At 54.8% G+C, this 15,192-nt stretch carries 16 protein-coding genes; 7 read left to right on the top strand and 9 right to left on the bottom strand.

Going from position 1 to position 15,192, the window contains the following annotated elements:
* Positions 1-475 precede the first annotated feature (475 nt).
* Both dtpA and gstA read left to right on the top strand, forming a co-directional pair.
* Positions 476-1,984 carry a dipeptide/tripeptide permease DtpA gene (gene dtpA, locus ACWKXN_RS03860; RefSeq protein ID WP_033145330.1) on the top strand — a complete coding sequence of 503 codons (1,509 nt, stop codon included), beginning with the start codon at positions 476-478 and terminating at the stop codon, positions 1,982-1,984.
* Between the two features lie 105 nt (positions 1,985-2,089).
* Entirely contained in the window at positions 2,090-2,695 is a 606-nt protein-coding gene (gene gstA / locus ACWKXN_RS03855; RefSeq protein WP_048979515.1) for a glutathione transferase GstA, read from the top strand.
* Between the two features lie 60 nt (positions 2,696-2,755).
* Here the strand turns inward: gstA and pdxY are convergent, their stop codons facing one another.
* The 5 genes from pdxY to anmK all read right to left on the bottom strand — a co-directional run bounded on the left by pdxY (position 2,756) and on the right by anmK (position 7,338).
* A complete protein-coding gene (pdxY, locus tag ACWKXN_RS03850) occupies positions 2,756-3,616 on the bottom strand; it encodes a pyridoxal kinase PdxY (RefSeq protein WP_033146525.1) in 861 nt (286 codons plus the stop codon).
* A gap of 66 nt (positions 3,617-3,682) precedes the next feature.
* Positions 3,683-4,957, bottom strand: a complete 1,275-nt coding sequence (gene tyrS / locus ACWKXN_RS03845; protein ID WP_048977462.1) for a tyrosine--tRNA ligase — start codon at positions 4,955-4,957, stop codon at positions 3,683-3,685.
* 125 nt (positions 4,958-5,082) lie between these two features.
* Positions 5,083-5,739, bottom strand: coding sequence for a pyridoxamine 5'-phosphate oxidase (gene pdxH, locus ACWKXN_RS03840; protein WP_024909355.1), 657 nt, complete (start codon positions 5,737-5,739; stop codon positions 5,083-5,085).
* Positions 5,740-5,796: 57 nt separating this feature from the next.
* Complete coding sequence (gene mliC / locus ACWKXN_RS03835) at positions 5,797-6,120, bottom strand: C-type lysozyme inhibitor (protein WP_454543325.1); 324 nt, start codon at positions 6,118-6,120, stop codon at positions 5,797-5,799.
* A 93-nt stretch (positions 6,121-6,213) separates the two neighbouring features.
* The gene (gene anmK, locus ACWKXN_RS03830; protein ID WP_047648005.1) at positions 6,214-7,338 is read right to left on the bottom strand and encodes an anhydro-N-acetylmuramic acid kinase; all 1,125 of its coding nucleotides are present in this window, start codon (positions 7,336-7,338) and stop codon (positions 6,214-6,216) included.
* Positions 7,339-7,593: 255 nt separating this feature from the next.
* On the opposite strand from anmK, the gene slyB reads away from it, so the two are divergent.
* Positions 7,594-8,061, top strand: coding sequence for an outer membrane lipoprotein SlyB (gene slyB, locus ACWKXN_RS03825; RefSeq protein ID WP_023311367.1), 468 nt, complete (start codon positions 7,594-7,596; stop codon positions 8,059-8,061).
* A gap of 199 nt (positions 8,062-8,260) precedes the next feature.
* Entirely contained in the window at positions 8,261-9,622 is a 1,362-nt protein-coding gene (locus ACWKXN_RS03820; protein WP_454543324.1) for an MASE4 domain-containing protein, read from the top strand.
* A gap of 35 nt (positions 9,623-9,657) precedes the next feature.
* Here the strand turns inward: ACWKXN_RS03820 and slyA are convergent, their stop codons facing one another.
* Entirely contained in the window at positions 9,658-10,098 is a 441-nt protein-coding gene (gene slyA, locus ACWKXN_RS03815; RefSeq protein WP_033145325.1) for a transcriptional regulator SlyA, read from the bottom strand.
* Between the two features lie 186 nt (positions 10,099-10,284).
* Here slyA and ACWKXN_RS03810 point away from each other — a divergent pair, with 186 nt between their 5' ends.
* From ACWKXN_RS03810 to ACWKXN_RS03800, 3 genes are read left to right on the top strand one after another with little or no spacing between them, the layout of a single operon-like run.
* Positions 10,285-10,521 carry a DUF1656 domain-containing protein gene (locus ACWKXN_RS03810; RefSeq protein WP_032657739.1) on the top strand — a complete coding sequence of 79 codons (237 nt, stop codon included), beginning with the start codon at positions 10,285-10,287 and terminating at the stop codon, positions 10,519-10,521.
* Positions 10,522-10,523: 2 nt separating this feature from the next.
* The gene (locus ACWKXN_RS03805; RefSeq protein ID WP_454543323.1) at positions 10,524-11,384 is read left to right on the top strand and encodes an efflux RND transporter periplasmic adaptor subunit; all 861 of its coding nucleotides are present in this window, start codon (positions 10,524-10,526) and stop codon (positions 11,382-11,384) included.
* On the top strand, positions 11,384-13,417 hold the full coding sequence (locus tag ACWKXN_RS03800) for an FUSC family protein (RefSeq protein WP_039262329.1): 2,034 nt from the start codon (positions 11,384-11,386) through the stop codon (positions 13,415-13,417). Before ACWKXN_RS03805 ends, ACWKXN_RS03800 begins: the two co-directional genes overlap by 1 nt.
* Here the strand turns inward: ACWKXN_RS03800 and sodC are convergent.
* The 3 genes from sodC to ACWKXN_RS03785 all read right to left on the bottom strand — a co-directional run bounded on the left by sodC (position 13,396) and on the right by ACWKXN_RS03785 (position 15,180).
* Positions 13,396-13,914 (bottom strand): superoxide dismutase [Cu-Zn] SodC, encoded by a 519-nt coding sequence (gene sodC, locus ACWKXN_RS03795; RefSeq protein WP_045887807.1) that lies wholly within the window; start codon positions 13,912-13,914, stop codon positions 13,396-13,398. The two genes, ACWKXN_RS03800 and sodC, sit on opposite strands and share 22 nt — an antisense overlap.
* Positions 13,915-13,995: 81 nt before the next feature.
* Positions 13,996-14,892, bottom strand: coding sequence for an aldo/keto reductase (locus tag ACWKXN_RS03790; RefSeq protein WP_454543322.1), 897 nt, complete (start codon positions 14,890-14,892; stop codon positions 13,996-13,998).
* A 48-nt stretch (positions 14,893-14,940) separates the two neighbouring features.
* On the bottom strand, positions 14,941-15,180 hold the full coding sequence (locus ACWKXN_RS03785) for a DUF1289 domain-containing protein (RefSeq protein ID WP_008500587.1): 240 nt from the start codon (positions 15,178-15,180) through the stop codon (positions 14,941-14,943).
* Positions 15,181-15,192: the final 12 nt, after the last annotated feature.

Here is a 15,192-nt window from a genome sequence, read left to right as displayed (position 1 = left end):
GTTAATACTTTTTTCATAGCCAAAAATTTCTATACATCTGTGATCGCGATCACCCTGATAACTTCATGTTGAATTTTTGTTGTCAAAATCCGCCTAAACCCTTTGTCTGACAAGATACTCTCCTTTCATCACCGAAGATAAGACCAGCTATTTTTCAGAATATGGCCCATATCACTGCATTAAGCGGCAAATAGCAGAACATATCGCCAAAAGCCGGTCAGGGTGGGTTATCGCCAGTCGAAAAAACTACCTTTACTCATCGTATGAAATTTAACGCTGAATAACATTTATATGAACCGACGATTATACCACTTCAGATATATGTAACAGATTATTACAAACGTATTGCCAGATGGGGCAGGATAGTGAACATTACCCGCCGTTTCTCCTCCCAATATAACTATAAGGCGTATGGACTACGGCCATCGCGCTATGAACACCCCCGTTAATATGGGATGTAAAAAAAGAGGTATATGTGTCTACTGCAAACAATAAACCAACAGATGAAAGCGTGAGTCTTAACGCTTTTAAACAGCCTAAAGCGTTCTATCTCATCTTCTCTATCGAGTTATGGGAGCGTTTTGGTTATTACGGCCTGCAAGGGATCATGGCGGTTTACCTGGTAAAACAGCTGGGTATGTCCGAAGCCGATTCCATCACGCTGTTCTCTTCCTTTAGTGCTCTGGTGTACGGTCTGGTCGCTATTGGCGGCTGGCTGGGTGATAAAGTCCTCGGGACTAAACGTGTCATCATGCTGGGCGCCATTGTCCTGGCGATCGGCTATGGTCTGGTTGCATGGTCAGGGCATGATGCCGCTGTCGTGTATATGGGTATGGCGACGATTGCCGTCGGTAACGGTCTGTTCAAAGCGAACCCGTCCTCCCTGCTTTCTACCTGCTATAACAAAGACGATCCGCGCCTGGACGGTGCATTTACCATGTACTACATGTCCATCAACATCGGTTCGTTCTTCTCGATGCTGGCTACCCCATGGCTTGCGGCGAAGTTCGGCTGGAGCGTGGCGTTTGCGCTGAGCTTCGTGGGCATGCTGATCACCGTGGTCAACTTCCTGTTCTGCCGCAGCTGGGTTAAAGACTACGGTTCAAAACCTGACTTCGAGCCTGTGCATATGGGCAAACTGCTGGCCACCATCGTGGGCGTAGTTGTCCTCGCGGCAATCGCCACCTGGCTGCTGCACAACCAGGGTATCGCCCGTGCCGTTCTGGGCGTGGTTGCGCTGGGCATCGTGGTTATCTTTGCGAAAGAAGCGTTCGCCATGCAGGGTGCTGCCCGTCGCAAGATGATTGTGGCGTTCATTCTGATGCTGGAAGCGATTATCTTCTTCGTGCTGTACAGCCAGATGCCAACCTCACTGAACTTCTTCGCCATTCGTAACGTTGAGCACTCAATTCTGGGCATCGCGTTCGAGCCGGAACAGTATCAGGCGCTGAACCCGTTCTGGATCATGATTGGTAGCCCGATTCTGGCCGCTATCTATAACAAGATGGGCGACCGTCTGCCAATGCCGCACAAGTTTGCTATCGGTATGGTGCTGTGCTCCGGCGCGTTCCTGGTGCTGCCGCTGGGTACTAAATTTGCCACCGACGCGGGTATCGTGTCCGTTAACTGGCTGATCCTGAGCTACGCGCTGCAGTCTATCGGTGAACTGATGATCTCCGGTCTGGGTCTGGCGATGGTTGCACAGCTGGTGCCACAGCGTCTGATGGGCTTCATTATGGGTAGCTGGTTCCTGACCACTGCCGGTGCGGCAATCATTGCGGGTAAAATTGCGAACCTGATGGCTGTGCCGGAAAACGTCACTGACCCACTGGTCTCCCTGAACGTCTACGGTACCGTGTTCATGCAGATTGGTATCGCGACTGCGGTTATTGCAGTTCTGATGCTGCTGACCGCGCCGAAACTGAATCGTATGACTCAGGACGACGACAAGACGGCTGAAGCGACCAAAACCGCTACCGCGTAAGATTATTGAGAAACGACAGAACAGAAGCCGCTAATGTATTAGCGGCTTTTTTTTTGTCCGTTGGCGCACTAACATAGCTGAAACCTCAGCAAAAAGGAGTTACCGATGAAACTGTTCTACAAACCGGGCGCGTGCTCTCTTGCTTCCCACATCACCCTGCGCGAGAGCGGCAAAGATTTCACGCTGGACGGCGTTGATCTGATGAAAAAGCGTCTGGAAAATGGCGATGATTTTCTTGCCATTAACCCCAAGGGACAAGTTCCGGCGCTCTTGCTGGATGACGGTACTCTGCTGACCGAAGGCGTCGCGATTATGCAGTTCCTGGCCGATAGCGTACCCGATCGCCAGCTGCTGGCACCGGTGAGTACCATTTCTCGCTATAAGACGCTGGAATGGCTGAACTACATTGCAACCGAGCTGCACAAAGGATTTACGCCGTTGTTCCGCCCGGATACGCCAGAGGAGTTCAAACCAACCCTGCGTGCGCTTCTTGAGAAAAAGCTGCAGTACGTTAACGAATCGCTGAGAGACGAACAGTGGATTTGTGGTTCGCGCTTCACGATTGCCGATGCGTATCTGTTTACCGTGCTGCGCTGGGCGCGCGCGGTTAAGCTGAACCTGGAAGGGTTAGACCATATCGCATCGTATATGAAACGCGTGGCGGAGCGTCCTGCAGTGGCTGCGGCGCTGAAAGCGGAAGGGTTGAACTAACCGAGCGGCCTGTGTTGCCGGGTGGCGCTAACGCTTACCCGGCCTACACGTTTTGGCCGGTTATAACCGGGTTGCGCTGAAATAGTGCTCCGGCTTCGCGATACGATCCTGTGCCGCAACCACCTGCAGTTCATATTCCTGCATCTCTTTCGTCGCAATCATGATTTCGTACACCGCCGCGGTAACGTGTTCCAGCGCGTCGCGCATCGTCGCCCCCTGCAGTAATTTCACCAGCAGCAGACCACTCGTAACATCTCCGACCCCAACCGGCTGGCGCAGGCCGAAATCCACCAGCGGACGGCTAATATGCCAGGCGTCATCTTTCGTCACCAGAAGCATCTCAAAACGGTCCTGACTCAGCCCTGCGCGGGCGAGATGTTTTACCAGCACCACCTCAGGCCCCTGAGCGATCAGTTCGCGAGACGCGCTTACCGCCTCTTCTACGCTGTTAACCGGACGCTCGCAGAGAATTTCGAGCTCGACCAGGTTTGGCGCAATGATATCGCTGGCGGGCAGCGCGTGGCGGACGTGAAACTCTGCGACGCCTGGCGCCACGATACAGCCTTTCTCCGGATGGCCCATGACGGGGTCGCAGAAGTATTTTGCCGCCGGGTTTGCGGCTTTCACCTGACGTACGATGCCGAGGATATGCTCCCCCTGCTCCGCTGAGCCGAGGTAGCCGCTCAGCACGGCGTCACAGCGTCTGAGCTGGTCGATATCGGCAATCCCCTGCACAACCTCGGTGAGGTGCGAAGGCGGCATTACGCAGCCGGTCCATTTGCCGTATTGCGTGTGGTTAGAGAACTGCACGGTATTAAGGGGCCAGACGTTGACGCCGAGGCGACGCATCGGGAATTCCGCGGCGCTATTGCCAGCGTGTCCAAAAACAACGTGGGACTGAATGGCGAGGATGTTCTTCATTTTTTTCTTACCAAACCCTGAAAAAACAAAAGGGGCGTGGTTTCCCACGCCCCTGGAGACTGTTAATTATTTCCAGCAGACAAGGCAGTAGTTTTTCTTACCGCGACGCAGCAGCGTGTAGCGACCATACAGACGGTCACCGTCAACGAAGGTGTATTCCGGGTCGGCCTGTTTCTCACCGTTGATGGTGATAGCGTTAGAGGCGATAGTTTTACGCGCCTGACCGCGCGAAGGCTGGAGCTCAGAGTCCACCAGCGCCTGCATCAGGTCAGCCCCTTTTTCCATCTCAACCATCGGCACGCCGTCCTGCGCCAGCTGTTCGAAGTCCGCCTCGCTCAGATCGCTCAGGGTACCGTTGAACAGGCTTGCGGTAATACGTTTTGCCGCGGCCAGACCTTCTTCACCGTGAACCAGTTTGGTCACTTCGTCCGCCAGCACATACTGGGCGCGCGGTGCTTTACCGCTGTTTTTGTCTTCTTCTTCCAGCGCGTTGATGTCTTCGATGTCCATAAAGGTGAAGAACTTCAGGAAGCGGTAAACATCGGCATCCGCCGTGTTGATCCAGAACTGGTAGAATTTGTACGGGCTGGTTTTCTTCGGATCGAGCCATACCGCGCCGCCTTCGGTCTTCCCAAATTTGGTGCCGTCTGCCTTGGTGATCAGCGGAACGGTCAGACCGAAGACCTGGTTCTGGTGCAGACGACGGGTCAGGTCGATACCGGAGGTGATGTTACCCCACTGATCGGAACCGCCAATCTGCAGGGAAACGCCGTGCAGCTTGTTCAGGCAGGCAAAGTCATAACCCTGCAGCAGGTTGTAGGAGAACTCGGTAAAGGAGATACCCTGGTCGTCACGGTTCAGACGCTGCTTCACGGCCTCTTTGTTAATCATCTGGTTAACAGAGAAGTGCTTTCCGATGTCGCGCAGGAAGGTCAGCACGTTCATGCTGCCAAACCAGTCGTAGTTGTTCGCGGCAATGGCAGAGTTATCACCACAGTTGAAGTCGAGGAATGGTGCAACCTGTTTGCGGATCTTATCCACCCACTCCTGCACGGTATCTTCGGTGTTCAGTTTACGCTCAGCGGCTTTAAAGCTTGGGTCACCAATCAGGCCGGTCGCGCCGCCCACCAGCGCAACAGGCTTATGGCCCGCCATCTGGAAGCGTTTCAGGCATAACAATGGAACAAGATGCCCCAAATGCAAGCTGTCAGCGGTGGGATCGAAGCCGCAATAGAGCGCGATCGGGCCTTGCGCCAGTCGCTCTGCTAACGCTTCCTCGTCCGTCACCTGGGCCACGAGGCCCCGCTCTTGCAATTGTTTAATCAAGTTACTGCTTGCCATCAAATTCTCCATGTATAAACGACTGCACCTTTGCCGGTACACGACTTTTCGCCTGATGCGAAAGGACAATAGAATAAAGCGCAAGCGCGGTGTGCGCTAGCGCTTAAATCAACAAATTTCGGGGATTACGGTGCCAGTCTGTCGATTTTCCAGCCGCCATTCTCGCGCTGGTATAAAAAGCGGTCGTGCAGGCGATGTTCGCCCCCCTGCCAGAACTCCATCTGCTCAATCGGGATGCGGAAACCGCCCCAGAAGCTTGGCAAAGGAATTTCACCCTGCTGGAACTTCTGTTTCAGCTCCAGGAATTTACTTTCCAGCACGCCGCGGGCGGAAATTCGGCTGGACTGTTTTGATACCCAAGCGCCAATCTGGCTGTCGCGCGGGCGGCTGTGGAAATACTTCACCACTTCCAGCGTCGAGAGACGTTCCGCCTTGCCGGTGACCATTACCTGACGTTCCAGCATGTGCCAGGGAAACAGCAGGCTGATACGCGGATTGTTTTCTAAATGGTGCGCCTTGCGGCTGCCGAGGTTGGTATAGAACACCAGCCCTTTCTCGTCATAATGCTTGAGCAATACGATGCGCTGATACGGTTGGCCGTTTTCATCCACCGTCGCGACAACCATGGCGGTTGGGTCGGCGAGTTTCGCTTCGCAGGCCTGTTTCAGCCAGCGTTCAAAAAGCACGAGGGGTTCAGCGGGAAGATCCTGGCGACGCAGGCCGCCTTTAGTGTATTCACGGCGCAGATGCGCAATTTGCTGCAGTTCGTCGTTATCTGACATGGCGTTAGCTGACATTGAGAGTGGGTGGCGCTATTGTGCGCCGCCCCTGTAAAAATCTCAACGCTTCGGATTTTCGAGCTGGCAATTGTTCAGCACAATGCGGTCGCGTTTGTAGACCGTGGCGCTGTAGCCTTTTGACCAGAAGACGTAGATACCGTCGGTATAACGCGCGCCGGAGGCCGACATGCCCTGCTTCAGCGTCAGCAGTTTATTGTCGTAAACAAAGCTGGCTTCCTGGCGTGGGTTATTCAGCTTCACGGTCAGCGGTTTTTCGTCGCAGCGATACTCCAGCGTATCGGTCTGCATGCGTTCAATGAGCTGGTTATAGACGCTGCATCCTGACAGCAATAAAGGCGCGGCAATAAGAAGAAGTTTTTTCATGGGCGTATTCCGAAGACTTTCCTGGTCCTGGAGGGCATGGCTGCCCTCCTGTTTCGTTCCATTCTAACGATGACGCGCCGCGCTGAATTTCAGTTAACTCTGATTATGACGAGGATTTGCCGGGAAAATCGCCCCGAGGACGCTCGCCTCACGCGCGCCGGTTACCGACGGCAAGTTGCCCGGCAGCCCGGCAATGGTGCGCCAGGCGAGCCAGGCGAAGGCCAGCGCCTCCATATCATCACCGCTGATGCCGGCCTCATCGGTCGTGGTCACTTCGGTACCCGGCAGTAGCCCCGCAAGACGCGCCATCACCAGCGGGTTGCGGCTTCCTCCACCGCACACCAGCAGGCGTTCACATCCGCCGCTGAGCAGAACCTGTTCGGAGATCGACACGGCCGTCAGCTCGGCAAGCGTCGCCTGGACATCCTGCGGCGCGAGCGCCGGGAATGGCGCCAGCTGACGCTCAAGCCAGCCCAGGTTGAAGTATTCACGCCCCGTGCTCTTAGGGGCCGGCAGGGCAAAATATGGATCGCTCAGCATCGACTGCAGCAGCGGAATAATCACTTTCCCCCCGCTCGCCCACTCGGCGTTTTTATCATACGGTTGTCCACACTGACGCCAGATCCAGGCATCCATTAACATATTGCCCGGACCGGTATCATAGCCGCGTACGGGCTGCCCCGGGATGAGCATCGACAGATTGGCAATCCCACCAATGTTGAGCACCATGCGGCGTTCTGTAGGGTGCGCCAGTAACGCCTGATGGAACGCGGGTACCAGCGGCGCTCCCTGCCCGCCAAGGGCGATATCGCGACGACGGAAATCGCCTACCACCGTCACGCCCGTTTTCGCCACAATCTGGTTGTTATCACCGATTTGCAGGGTATGCGGAGCATCTCCGCCGGGCTCATGCCAGACCGTTTGTCCGTGACACCCGATGGCCACCACATCCTGCGGGCGAAGATGTTCTTTTTGCATCAAAGCCTGCACCGCATCCGCAAACAGCGCCCCCAGGCGAACATCAAGCTGTCCAAGCTGGGAGAGGGTCAGCTGCTGCCCCTGACAGATACTCAGAATATCCTCTTTCAGTGAAATGGGGATTGGCCAGGTCAGGCTCGCCTGCTGCGCCACCATGTTTTCGTCAATGGCGGCCAGAACGACATCTACCCCATCCAGACTGGTGCCTGACATCACACCAATGTAGCGACCCGATTTCATGCGCTTTCCTTACGTTGCGTGGGCTAAGGTTATCCACTCAACCATAAACGGCGCAGCTTTGCCATCCGGCGATAATATTTTTTAACAATGTCAGACGGGTAACACGGGCGGATCCTGTTTATGTCTCGTTAAGTCAAATTCAAGTACAATTTTCTTATTGTTAGTGCAAAGATATGAACTATGGCCCCTTATGCCATATAATTTAGCCATAACGGATGCCCCCAATCGGGCGTTTTTGGTGAACAGGAGATTCAAATGATTTTACGTGTACTGGGCGTTTCGCTGATTGGTTTAACTCTGGCTGGCTGTGTGAATGACAGTTCACTTTCTGGCGACGTTTACAGCGCTTCTGAAGCGAAACAGGTTCAGAACGTGACTTACGGTACCGTTGTTAACGCACGCCCTGTACAGATCCAGGGTGGTGATGAAAGCAACGTGATGGGCGCAATCGGCGGTGCCGTTCTGGGTGGTTTCCTCGGTAATACCGTCGGTGGCGGTACAGGTCGCTCGCTGGCAACAGCCGCAGGCGCCGTTGCGGGTGGCGTAGCCGGCCAGGGCGTTCAGGGTGCGATGAACAAAACCCAGGGCGTAGAGCTTGAAATTCGTAAAGACGACGGCAGCACGATCATGGTTGTACAGAAACAAGGCAGCACTCGCTTCTCTGCAGGCCAGCGCGTTGTTCTGGCAAGCAACGGAAGTCAGGTGACCGTTTCTCCACGTTAATTAAAAATGGATGTGGTCATCAGGCCACATCCATTTACATTATTTATCACTCCCACAAATATATTTACAAAATACATTCACCCTACCCATAATTAACCACGCCATATATTGTTTCTGCGCAAAGTATTTAGCGTGCTAATTGATTACACTCTTCGCAATACCCTCACCTTAATTCATTATAAAGTTATTAAAACCATATATGTTTGCGAATCGCCGTTCTGTAAAGGGCCGTTATATCTCGTTCTGTCTAGGTTGTATTGCTGTTATCGGCATATTACACGCCCTGTTTTCAAAAATTGCCGAATGGGTTCCTACCTTTTCGTCTCACTTGTTCCCTACGCTCACCATTTTTTTACTGGTGTTTGACCTGTTTATTGCCTGCTTTATGGCAATGAAATACTGGTGTGACCGAAAACGGTTGTATCTGGTATCGCTTGCTTTTGCCTTTGCCGGGTCGGCATCGCTGATGGTCGGAACGCTGTGCAGCTTTCCCGCCTGGCTGGACCTCTATCAGTTCAACGCGGTGAACTACAACGATGCGATGATCTTCTATATGTTCCGCCATCTCTTAATGGCGGTGCTAATAATCGTTTCGGCAATACTTTATACCACGCGCAATTGTCCCCTTTCGCGGCTGGCGCATATTGCTATTGTGAGCGGCGAGTTTCTCTTTACCGCTTTTACTGTAGGGTTGGCCTGGATGTATTCCAGTCATTCTTCCTTTTTATCCATTGATCTTGTTGATAATGAAACCCGCGAGTTTATGGTTCTCTGGAGCCACTTTATTAATATTGCATTGATTGCACTCTGTTTGGTCACATTAGCCACGCTGATGTTTATTACGCGTATACGCAACTTATTCTGGGTGGGCGGTAATTTTCTGTGCGTCTGCTATATCGTCACGCTCTCAATGCTGTTAGTGGGTGGACATGTTGAAGATGTCTCCTGGTATCGCGCTCGCTTATTTGAAACCGTCGCCACGCTGATGATCATTTTTGTTCTGCTCTACGATGTTTTCAGGCTGTATCGCGACTCGCACGTTAAGTATCAGCAGTCTTACCAGAACTCCATTCGCGACCCGCTGACGCGCCTGTATAACCGCAGTTATTTTTATGAAACATTAAAGCAGGCGCTGGATATCGCCAAACCCAGCCGTCCGGTTTCCGTCATCGTCAGCGATCTCGATCGCTTCAAGCGCATCAACGACACCTACGGGCATCTTCAGGGCGACAAGGTCCTGCAGTTTGTTGCTAATCTACTGATGGATTCCGTGCGCCCCCAGGACATCGCGGCCCGTATCGGTGGTGAGGAGTTTGTTCTGATGCTGGCCAACACCTCATCAGACGCGGCGTATCAGGTGGCGGAACGCATACGGTTAAATCTGAGCAGCTTCGATAACGCCAGCAGCGGCGGTCAACTACCGGAGCCAATCACGATTAGCATGGGGGTATATACGGCAACGTCACCCGCAATAGCCGCAGAAACGTGCGTGGAAAATGCCGACAAAGCGATGTATGAAGCGAAGGAGACGGGCCGTAACCGCGTTGTCGTCTTTAAGTAAAAAAAGGCCTTGCTGCTGCAAGGCCTTGTTGTTTGTCAGTCGCGCGACTGTAGCTCATGGATGTTTTGCTCAAGGCGCCCAATGAGGCTGATGAGCATTTCCAGCTCCGCCGGTGAAACGCCTGACAGGATTTCACCACGCGTCTTGGTGATCACGGCTTCCATTTCCGTGATGATAGGCGCCGCTTTCTCGGTGAGTTTAATCCGCTTGGCGCGACGATCGCTGGCGCAGGTTTGCCGCGAGATCAACCCCTTCTCTTCCAGCTGGTCAAGCGTGCGCACCAGCGACGGTTGCTCAATCCCTATCGCTTTTGCCAGTTGAATTTGCGACTGTTCGGGCGGCAGCTGATGAATGTTGTGCAGCGTGACCCAATGCGTCTGTGTGAGTTCCAGAGGTTTCAGGCGATGGTCAATCAGAGCACGCCAGACGCGTACCAACCTTGCCAGATCAGAACCTAATGGCGATTCCAATTTCATCTCCTTATAATTAGCTTGCTAAGTTATTATACTGATTTTAGAATAGTGTGCAGCATTTGTATTGCCAAAACAAATGCAATACTGCATTCATCGAACTTAAAAGTATGACTTACACTGAATTGTGATGCTTCATCATACTAAGACAAGCCAACGCGGCATTCTGTTCACTGCAAAGGATTTCTGCCCGTGACGTTTTTTCATCGCTCAGAGGGTTTACCCCTTCAGGACCTGATCTTCGGTGCGTCAGTCTACTTTCCTCCCCTGTTTAAGGCCGTTCTGGTGGGCTTTATCCTCTGGCTCATCGCGCATCGTCTGCTTCGCGACTGGATGTACTCCGGCGAAATCTGGCATCCCATGCTGATGGATCTTTCCCTGTTTGCCCTTTCCGTATGCCTGGGCCTTGCCGTTTTGACTGTGTGGTGAATATGTCCCTTAAAACGCTAAAGTACTTTTCCACCCTGTTAGTCCTTGCCCTCGCGCTGGTTGCGGGCTGGTGGATGTGGAATTTTTATATGCAGTCGCCCTGGACGCGTGACGGCAAAGTCCGCGCCGAGCAGGTCAGCATTACCCCTCAGGTGTCGGGAAGTATTACGACGCTGTTGGTTAAGGATAACCAGTTCGTCAAAAAGGGAGACATTTTATTCCGCATCGACGACACCCCGTACCACATTGCGATCCTGAACGCCCAGGCGCAGCTGGCTAAAGCCCAGTCGGATCTGGCAAAGGCCAACAACGAGGCCAACCGCCGCCGCCACCTGTCGCAAAACTACATCTCAGCGGAAGATTTAGACACCGCCAATATCAACGTTAAGGCGATGCAGGCTAGCGTCAACGTGGCGGAGGCGACGCTGAAGCAAGCGCAGTGGCAACTGACCCAAACCGTGATTACGGCACCTGTTGATGGATGGGTGACCAACCTCTCGGCCCGCGTGGGGAATTATGCCACCACGGGACAACCGATATTCGCCCTCGTCGACAGCCACTCCTTCTACGTCGTGGGCTATTTCGAAGAGACCAAGCTTCGGCATATTCGCGAGGGTTCGCCAGCCGCAATAACGCTTTACAGCGGCTCTAAAAAGTTACAGGGTCACGTTTCCAGCATTGGCCGCGCCATTTACGATCAGAGTGTTGAAACGGATTCAGGCCTGGTGCCGGACATAAAGCCGAACGTTCCCTGGGTGCGTCTGGCCCAGCGCGTTCCGGTTCGCGTGGAGTTTGACCGCTTGCCGGAGGACATTACCCTGGTATCCGGCACCACCTGCACTGTCTCCATCGGAAACCGGTGATGAAGCTGCAGGGTCTCTCCTGGCAAAACACGCCGTGGATGAAAGCAACGCGTCCCCAGTGGCGCTACGCGCTGCGTAACGGCATTGCCATGTGTCTTGCGTTGACTGTGGCTTATTACCTTAACCTGGATGAGCCCTACTGGGCGATGACGTCTGCGGCGGTGGTCAGTTTTCCGACGGTAGGCGGAGTGATCAGTAAAAGCCTTGGCCGCATCGCGGGCAGCCTGCTGGGCGCCACCGCGGCGTTAATTATCGCGGGCCATACGCTGAACGATCCGTGGCTGTTCATGCTGAGCATGGCGGCATGGCTGGGGTGCTGTACCTGGGCCTGCGCCCATTTTACCAATAACGTCGCCTACGCGTTTCAGCTGGCGGGCTATACCGCCGCCATCATCGCCTTTCCGGTGGTTAACGTGCTCGACACCACCGAGCTGTGGGATATTGCCCAGGCGCGCGTCTGTGAAGTGATTGTCGGGATCCTCAGCGGCGGCTTTATGATGATGATCCTCCCCAGCACATCCGACGGCACCGCGCTCATCACCGCGCTAAAAACCATGCATACCCGATTACTGGAACACGCGAGCCTGCTGTGGCAACCGGATTCCAGCGACGATATCCGCCTCGCGCATGAAAAGGTTATCGGACAGATCCTGACGATGAATCTGTTGCGCATTCAGGCGTTCTGGAGCCACTACCGCTTTCGCCGCCAGAACACACTTCTTAACTATCTGCTGCACCAGCAGCTGCGCATGACCAGCGCCATCTCCAGCCTGCGCCGGATGCTGCTCAACTGGCCGACGCCGCCTGAAAATACCCGGGCCGTGATTGAAACGCTGCTCGCGGCCCTTGCGCGCCCGGATGCGGACATTTACACCGTAGCGCGGATTATCGCCCCGCTCGCCCCGGTTGATGAGTACGACTACCGCCATCGCGCCTTCTGGCAGCGCCTGAATTACTTTTGTCGGCTGTACCTGCGCAGCAGCCGCTGGATTACGGCCGTCGAAAACGCGACCCCATTGACGGAGTTCAACGTCCCCGGCAGCCCGGCACTTGCGCGCCATACCGACTATCTGGAAGCGCTGTGGAGCGGTTTTCGCACCTTCTGTGCGCTGATGCTGGTGGGGGCGTGGAGCATTACCACGCAGTGGGAGTCCGGTACGGCGGCCCTTACGCTTGCCGCCATCAGCTGCGTGCTTTATTCCGTCGCGGCCTCGCCGTTCAACTCGCTTACGCTGCTGCTGCGCACGCTGGTGCTGCTGTCGCTGTTCAGCTTCGTGGTGAAGTTTGGCCTGATGGTGCAGATAAGCGATCTGTGGCAGTTCCTGCTTTTCCTGTTTCCCCTGTTAACCACCATGCAGCTTCTGAAGCTGCAAATGCCTAAGCTGGCGGGCCTCTGGGGACAGCTGATTGTTTTTATGGGCTCGTTTATCTCCGTGACGAATCCACCTGTTTATGATTACGCCGATTTTCTCAATGACAACCTGGCGAAGATCCTGGGCGTGGGGCTGGCGTGGCTGGCTTTCGCGGTGTTACGTCCCGGCTCCGATGCACGCAAGAGCCGCAGGCATATCCGGGAGCTACGCAGAGGGTTTGTCGACCAGCTCAGCCGTAAACCGCATCTGAGCGAAAACGAATATGAATCGCTGGTCTATCATCACGTCAGCCAGCTGAATAACAGCCAGGACGCGCTGTCCCGGCGCTGGCTGCTGCGCTGGGGCGTGGTGCTGTTGAACTGCTCGCACGTGGTCTGGCAGCTTCGCGCGTGGGAAACGCGTTCCGATCCGCTGTCGCAGGTTCGTGATGTTTGCATCTCCCTGCTGCGCGATGTAATGAGCGAGCGCGGTGTCCAGCAGCGGCCGCTGGAAGCCACGCTGAATGAACTGCAGCGGATCTGCGATACGCTTGCACAGCATCATCTGCCCGCAGCCCGTGATTTGGCCTCGATAATCTGGCGCCTGCACTGCTCGCTCTCGCAGCTGGAACAGGCACCGCCACCGGGAACGATTGGGGATCAGATCACGCCGCACGCATAGCGTGCTCCGCCGCCGCCAAGCGGTTTAGGCCGATCGGACATATTGTCGCCGCCGACATGGATCATCAGCGCCTTGCCTTTCACCTCATCCAGCTTTTTCAGTCGCGGCGCGACAACAGGATCGGTGGCTTTACCGTCGTTATTCACCACCAGCACAGGCAGATCGCCTAAATGCCCCATTCCATCCGGGCCTTCATGCTTGCCGGAATGCTGCGGATCGAGGTGCCCTCCTGCCGCTTCCGCCGCAGACGGTTTACCTTCTTTTAAAGCGGGCTGACAGCTGCCTTTGGCATGAACATGGAAACCATGTTCACCAGGAGGGAGGGCTTTGAGGTTGGGGGCGAACTCCAGCCCTTTATCGGTTTCAGTGATTTTCACCGTTCCGATGGACTGACCCACACCCTGTGGGGTGACGAGATTCATTTCCACTTCGTCACTGGCTGCCTGCGCCCCTGCGCAAACAACCAGCGTGACCAGTGCCAGAGCAAAACGCTTCATAGTGACCTCCGCGGGTTATTTTTTGCCCCTTAAGTGTATACCAGGGGCAAAGATTTCACCGGAAAGCCACCTTCAGGCGGTTTATGGTACGTCGTAACCCAGCGCGGCCTTACGGATGCGGAACCACTGCTGACGGGTCATCTGCAGCTCTTCAGCGGCCAGTGCAGAACGCACGCGTTCTATTTTGCCGGAGCCGATAATGGGCAGCGGTTTTGACGGCAGGCGCAGGATCCATGCGTAAACCACCTGTTCGATGCTCTCCGCGTTCAGTTCGCGGGCGATGGTTTCAAGCTCGTTGCGCAGCGGCTGGAATTCCTCATCATTAAACAGACGTCCGCCCCCCAGGCAGGACCACGCCATCGGGCGAATGCGCAGCTGCTGCAGCTGGTCGAGGGTACCATCCAGCAGCAGCGGCTGGTGTACCGGGGAGATCTCAACCTGGTTGGTGGCGAGGGTGAACGGCAGACGAGACTGAAGCAGCGCAAACTGTGCCGGGGTAAAGTTAGACACGCCGAAGTGACGCACTTTTCCACTCTGATGCAGGTTCAGGAAGGCTTCCGCTACCTCATCGGTATCCATCAGCGGGTCGGGGCGGTGGATTAACAGCAGGTCGATACGATCGGTCGCCAGATTGACCAGCGACTGCTCGGCGCTCTTGATGATATGCGCGCTGTCGGTGATGTAATGACCGAGGGCATGTTCAGGTTTTGCCGTGGTGGCAATCCCACACTTCGTGACGATCTCCATGCGGTCGCGCAGGGCCGGAACCAGCTTAAGCGCCTCGCCGAACGCGGCCTCGCACTGGTAGCCACCGTAAATATCCGCATGATCAACCGTGGTGATGCCTAAATCGAGGTGCTCTTCAATAAAGCTCGCCAGCTGGAGCGGGGACATATTCCAGTCCATCAGACGCCAGTAGCCCATCACAAAACGGGAGAATTCTGGCCCCTGCGGGGCAAGGGTAATTCGCTGAACCATAACATTTTCCTCAAGGACGTAATGTCATAAGTATACGCAATTACTGTGTTAAAAAAGTGAAGGTTGCTGGGGTTCTTCGGTCTCACCCGCTTTGTTTGCGCGTATTTTGCGCAGAAGACGCTGTCGGCAAAGGCGTAACACCTCCTGCTTTTGCGTGTCGCTAAAGTTTTGCCAGTTAAAACGCTCATCGCGGGTACGCATGCACCCGCGGCAATATCCGCGTTCATCGACCTGACAAATACCCCGGCACGGGCTCTGGATGGGGAAAAACTCCAGCTGCTCTGCCACACTCACCTCCCG

The organism is Enterobacter sp. UPMP2060, assembly GCF_053709655.1.
The sequence above is the reverse complement of the archived record's forward strand: the minus strand, read 5'-3'. Positions and strand labels throughout refer to the sequence as shown.

What these genes read in the sequence shown, in the direction of transcription:
- slyB (WP_023311367.1), top strand. Translation starts at nt 7,594, where the DNA reads ATGATTTTACGTGTACTGGGCGTTTCGCTGATTGGTTTAACTCTGGCT.
- tyrS (WP_048977462.1), bottom strand. Translation starts at nt 4,957, where the DNA reads ATGGCAAGCAGTAACTTGATTAAACAATTGCAAGAGCGGGGCCTCGTG.
- ACWKXN_RS03800 (WP_039262329.1), top strand. Translation starts at nt 11,384, where the DNA reads ATGAAGCTGCAGGGTCTCTCCTGGCAAAACACGCCGTGGATGAAAGCA.
- anmK (WP_047648005.1), bottom strand. Translation starts at nt 7,338, where the DNA reads ATGAAATCGGGTCGCTACATTGGTGTGATGTCAGGCACCAGTCTGGAT.
- sodC (WP_045887807.1), bottom strand. Translation starts at nt 13,914, where the DNA reads ATGAAGCGTTTTGCTCTGGCACTGGTCACGCTGGTTGTTTGCGCAGGG.
- pdxY (WP_033146525.1), bottom strand. Translation starts at nt 3,616, where the DNA reads ATGAAGAACATCCTCGCCATTCAGTCCCACGTTGTTTTTGGACACGCT.
- ACWKXN_RS03805 (WP_454543323.1), top strand. Translation starts at nt 10,524, where the DNA reads ATGTCCCTTAAAACGCTAAAGTACTTTTCCACCCTGTTAGTCCTTGCC.
- mliC (WP_454543325.1), bottom strand. Translation starts at nt 6,120, where the DNA reads ATGAAAAAACTTCTTCTTATTGCCGCGCCTTTATTGCTGTCAGGATGC.
- slyA (WP_033145325.1), bottom strand. Translation starts at nt 10,098, where the DNA reads ATGAAATTGGAATCGCCATTAGGTTCTGATCTGGCAAGGTTGGTACGC.
- ACWKXN_RS03820 (WP_454543324.1), top strand. Translation starts at nt 8,261, where the DNA reads ATGTTTGCGAATCGCCGTTCTGTAAAGGGCCGTTATATCTCGTTCTGT.
- ACWKXN_RS03790 (WP_454543322.1), bottom strand. Translation starts at nt 14,892, where the DNA reads ATGGTTCAGCGAATTACCCTTGCCCCGCAGGGGCCAGAATTCTCCCGT.
- gstA (WP_048979515.1), top strand. Translation starts at nt 2,090, where the DNA reads ATGAAACTGTTCTACAAACCGGGCGCGTGCTCTCTTGCTTCCCACATC.
- pdxH (WP_024909355.1), bottom strand. Translation starts at nt 5,739, where the DNA reads ATGTCAGATAACGACGAACTGCAGCAAATTGCGCATCTGCGCCGTGAA.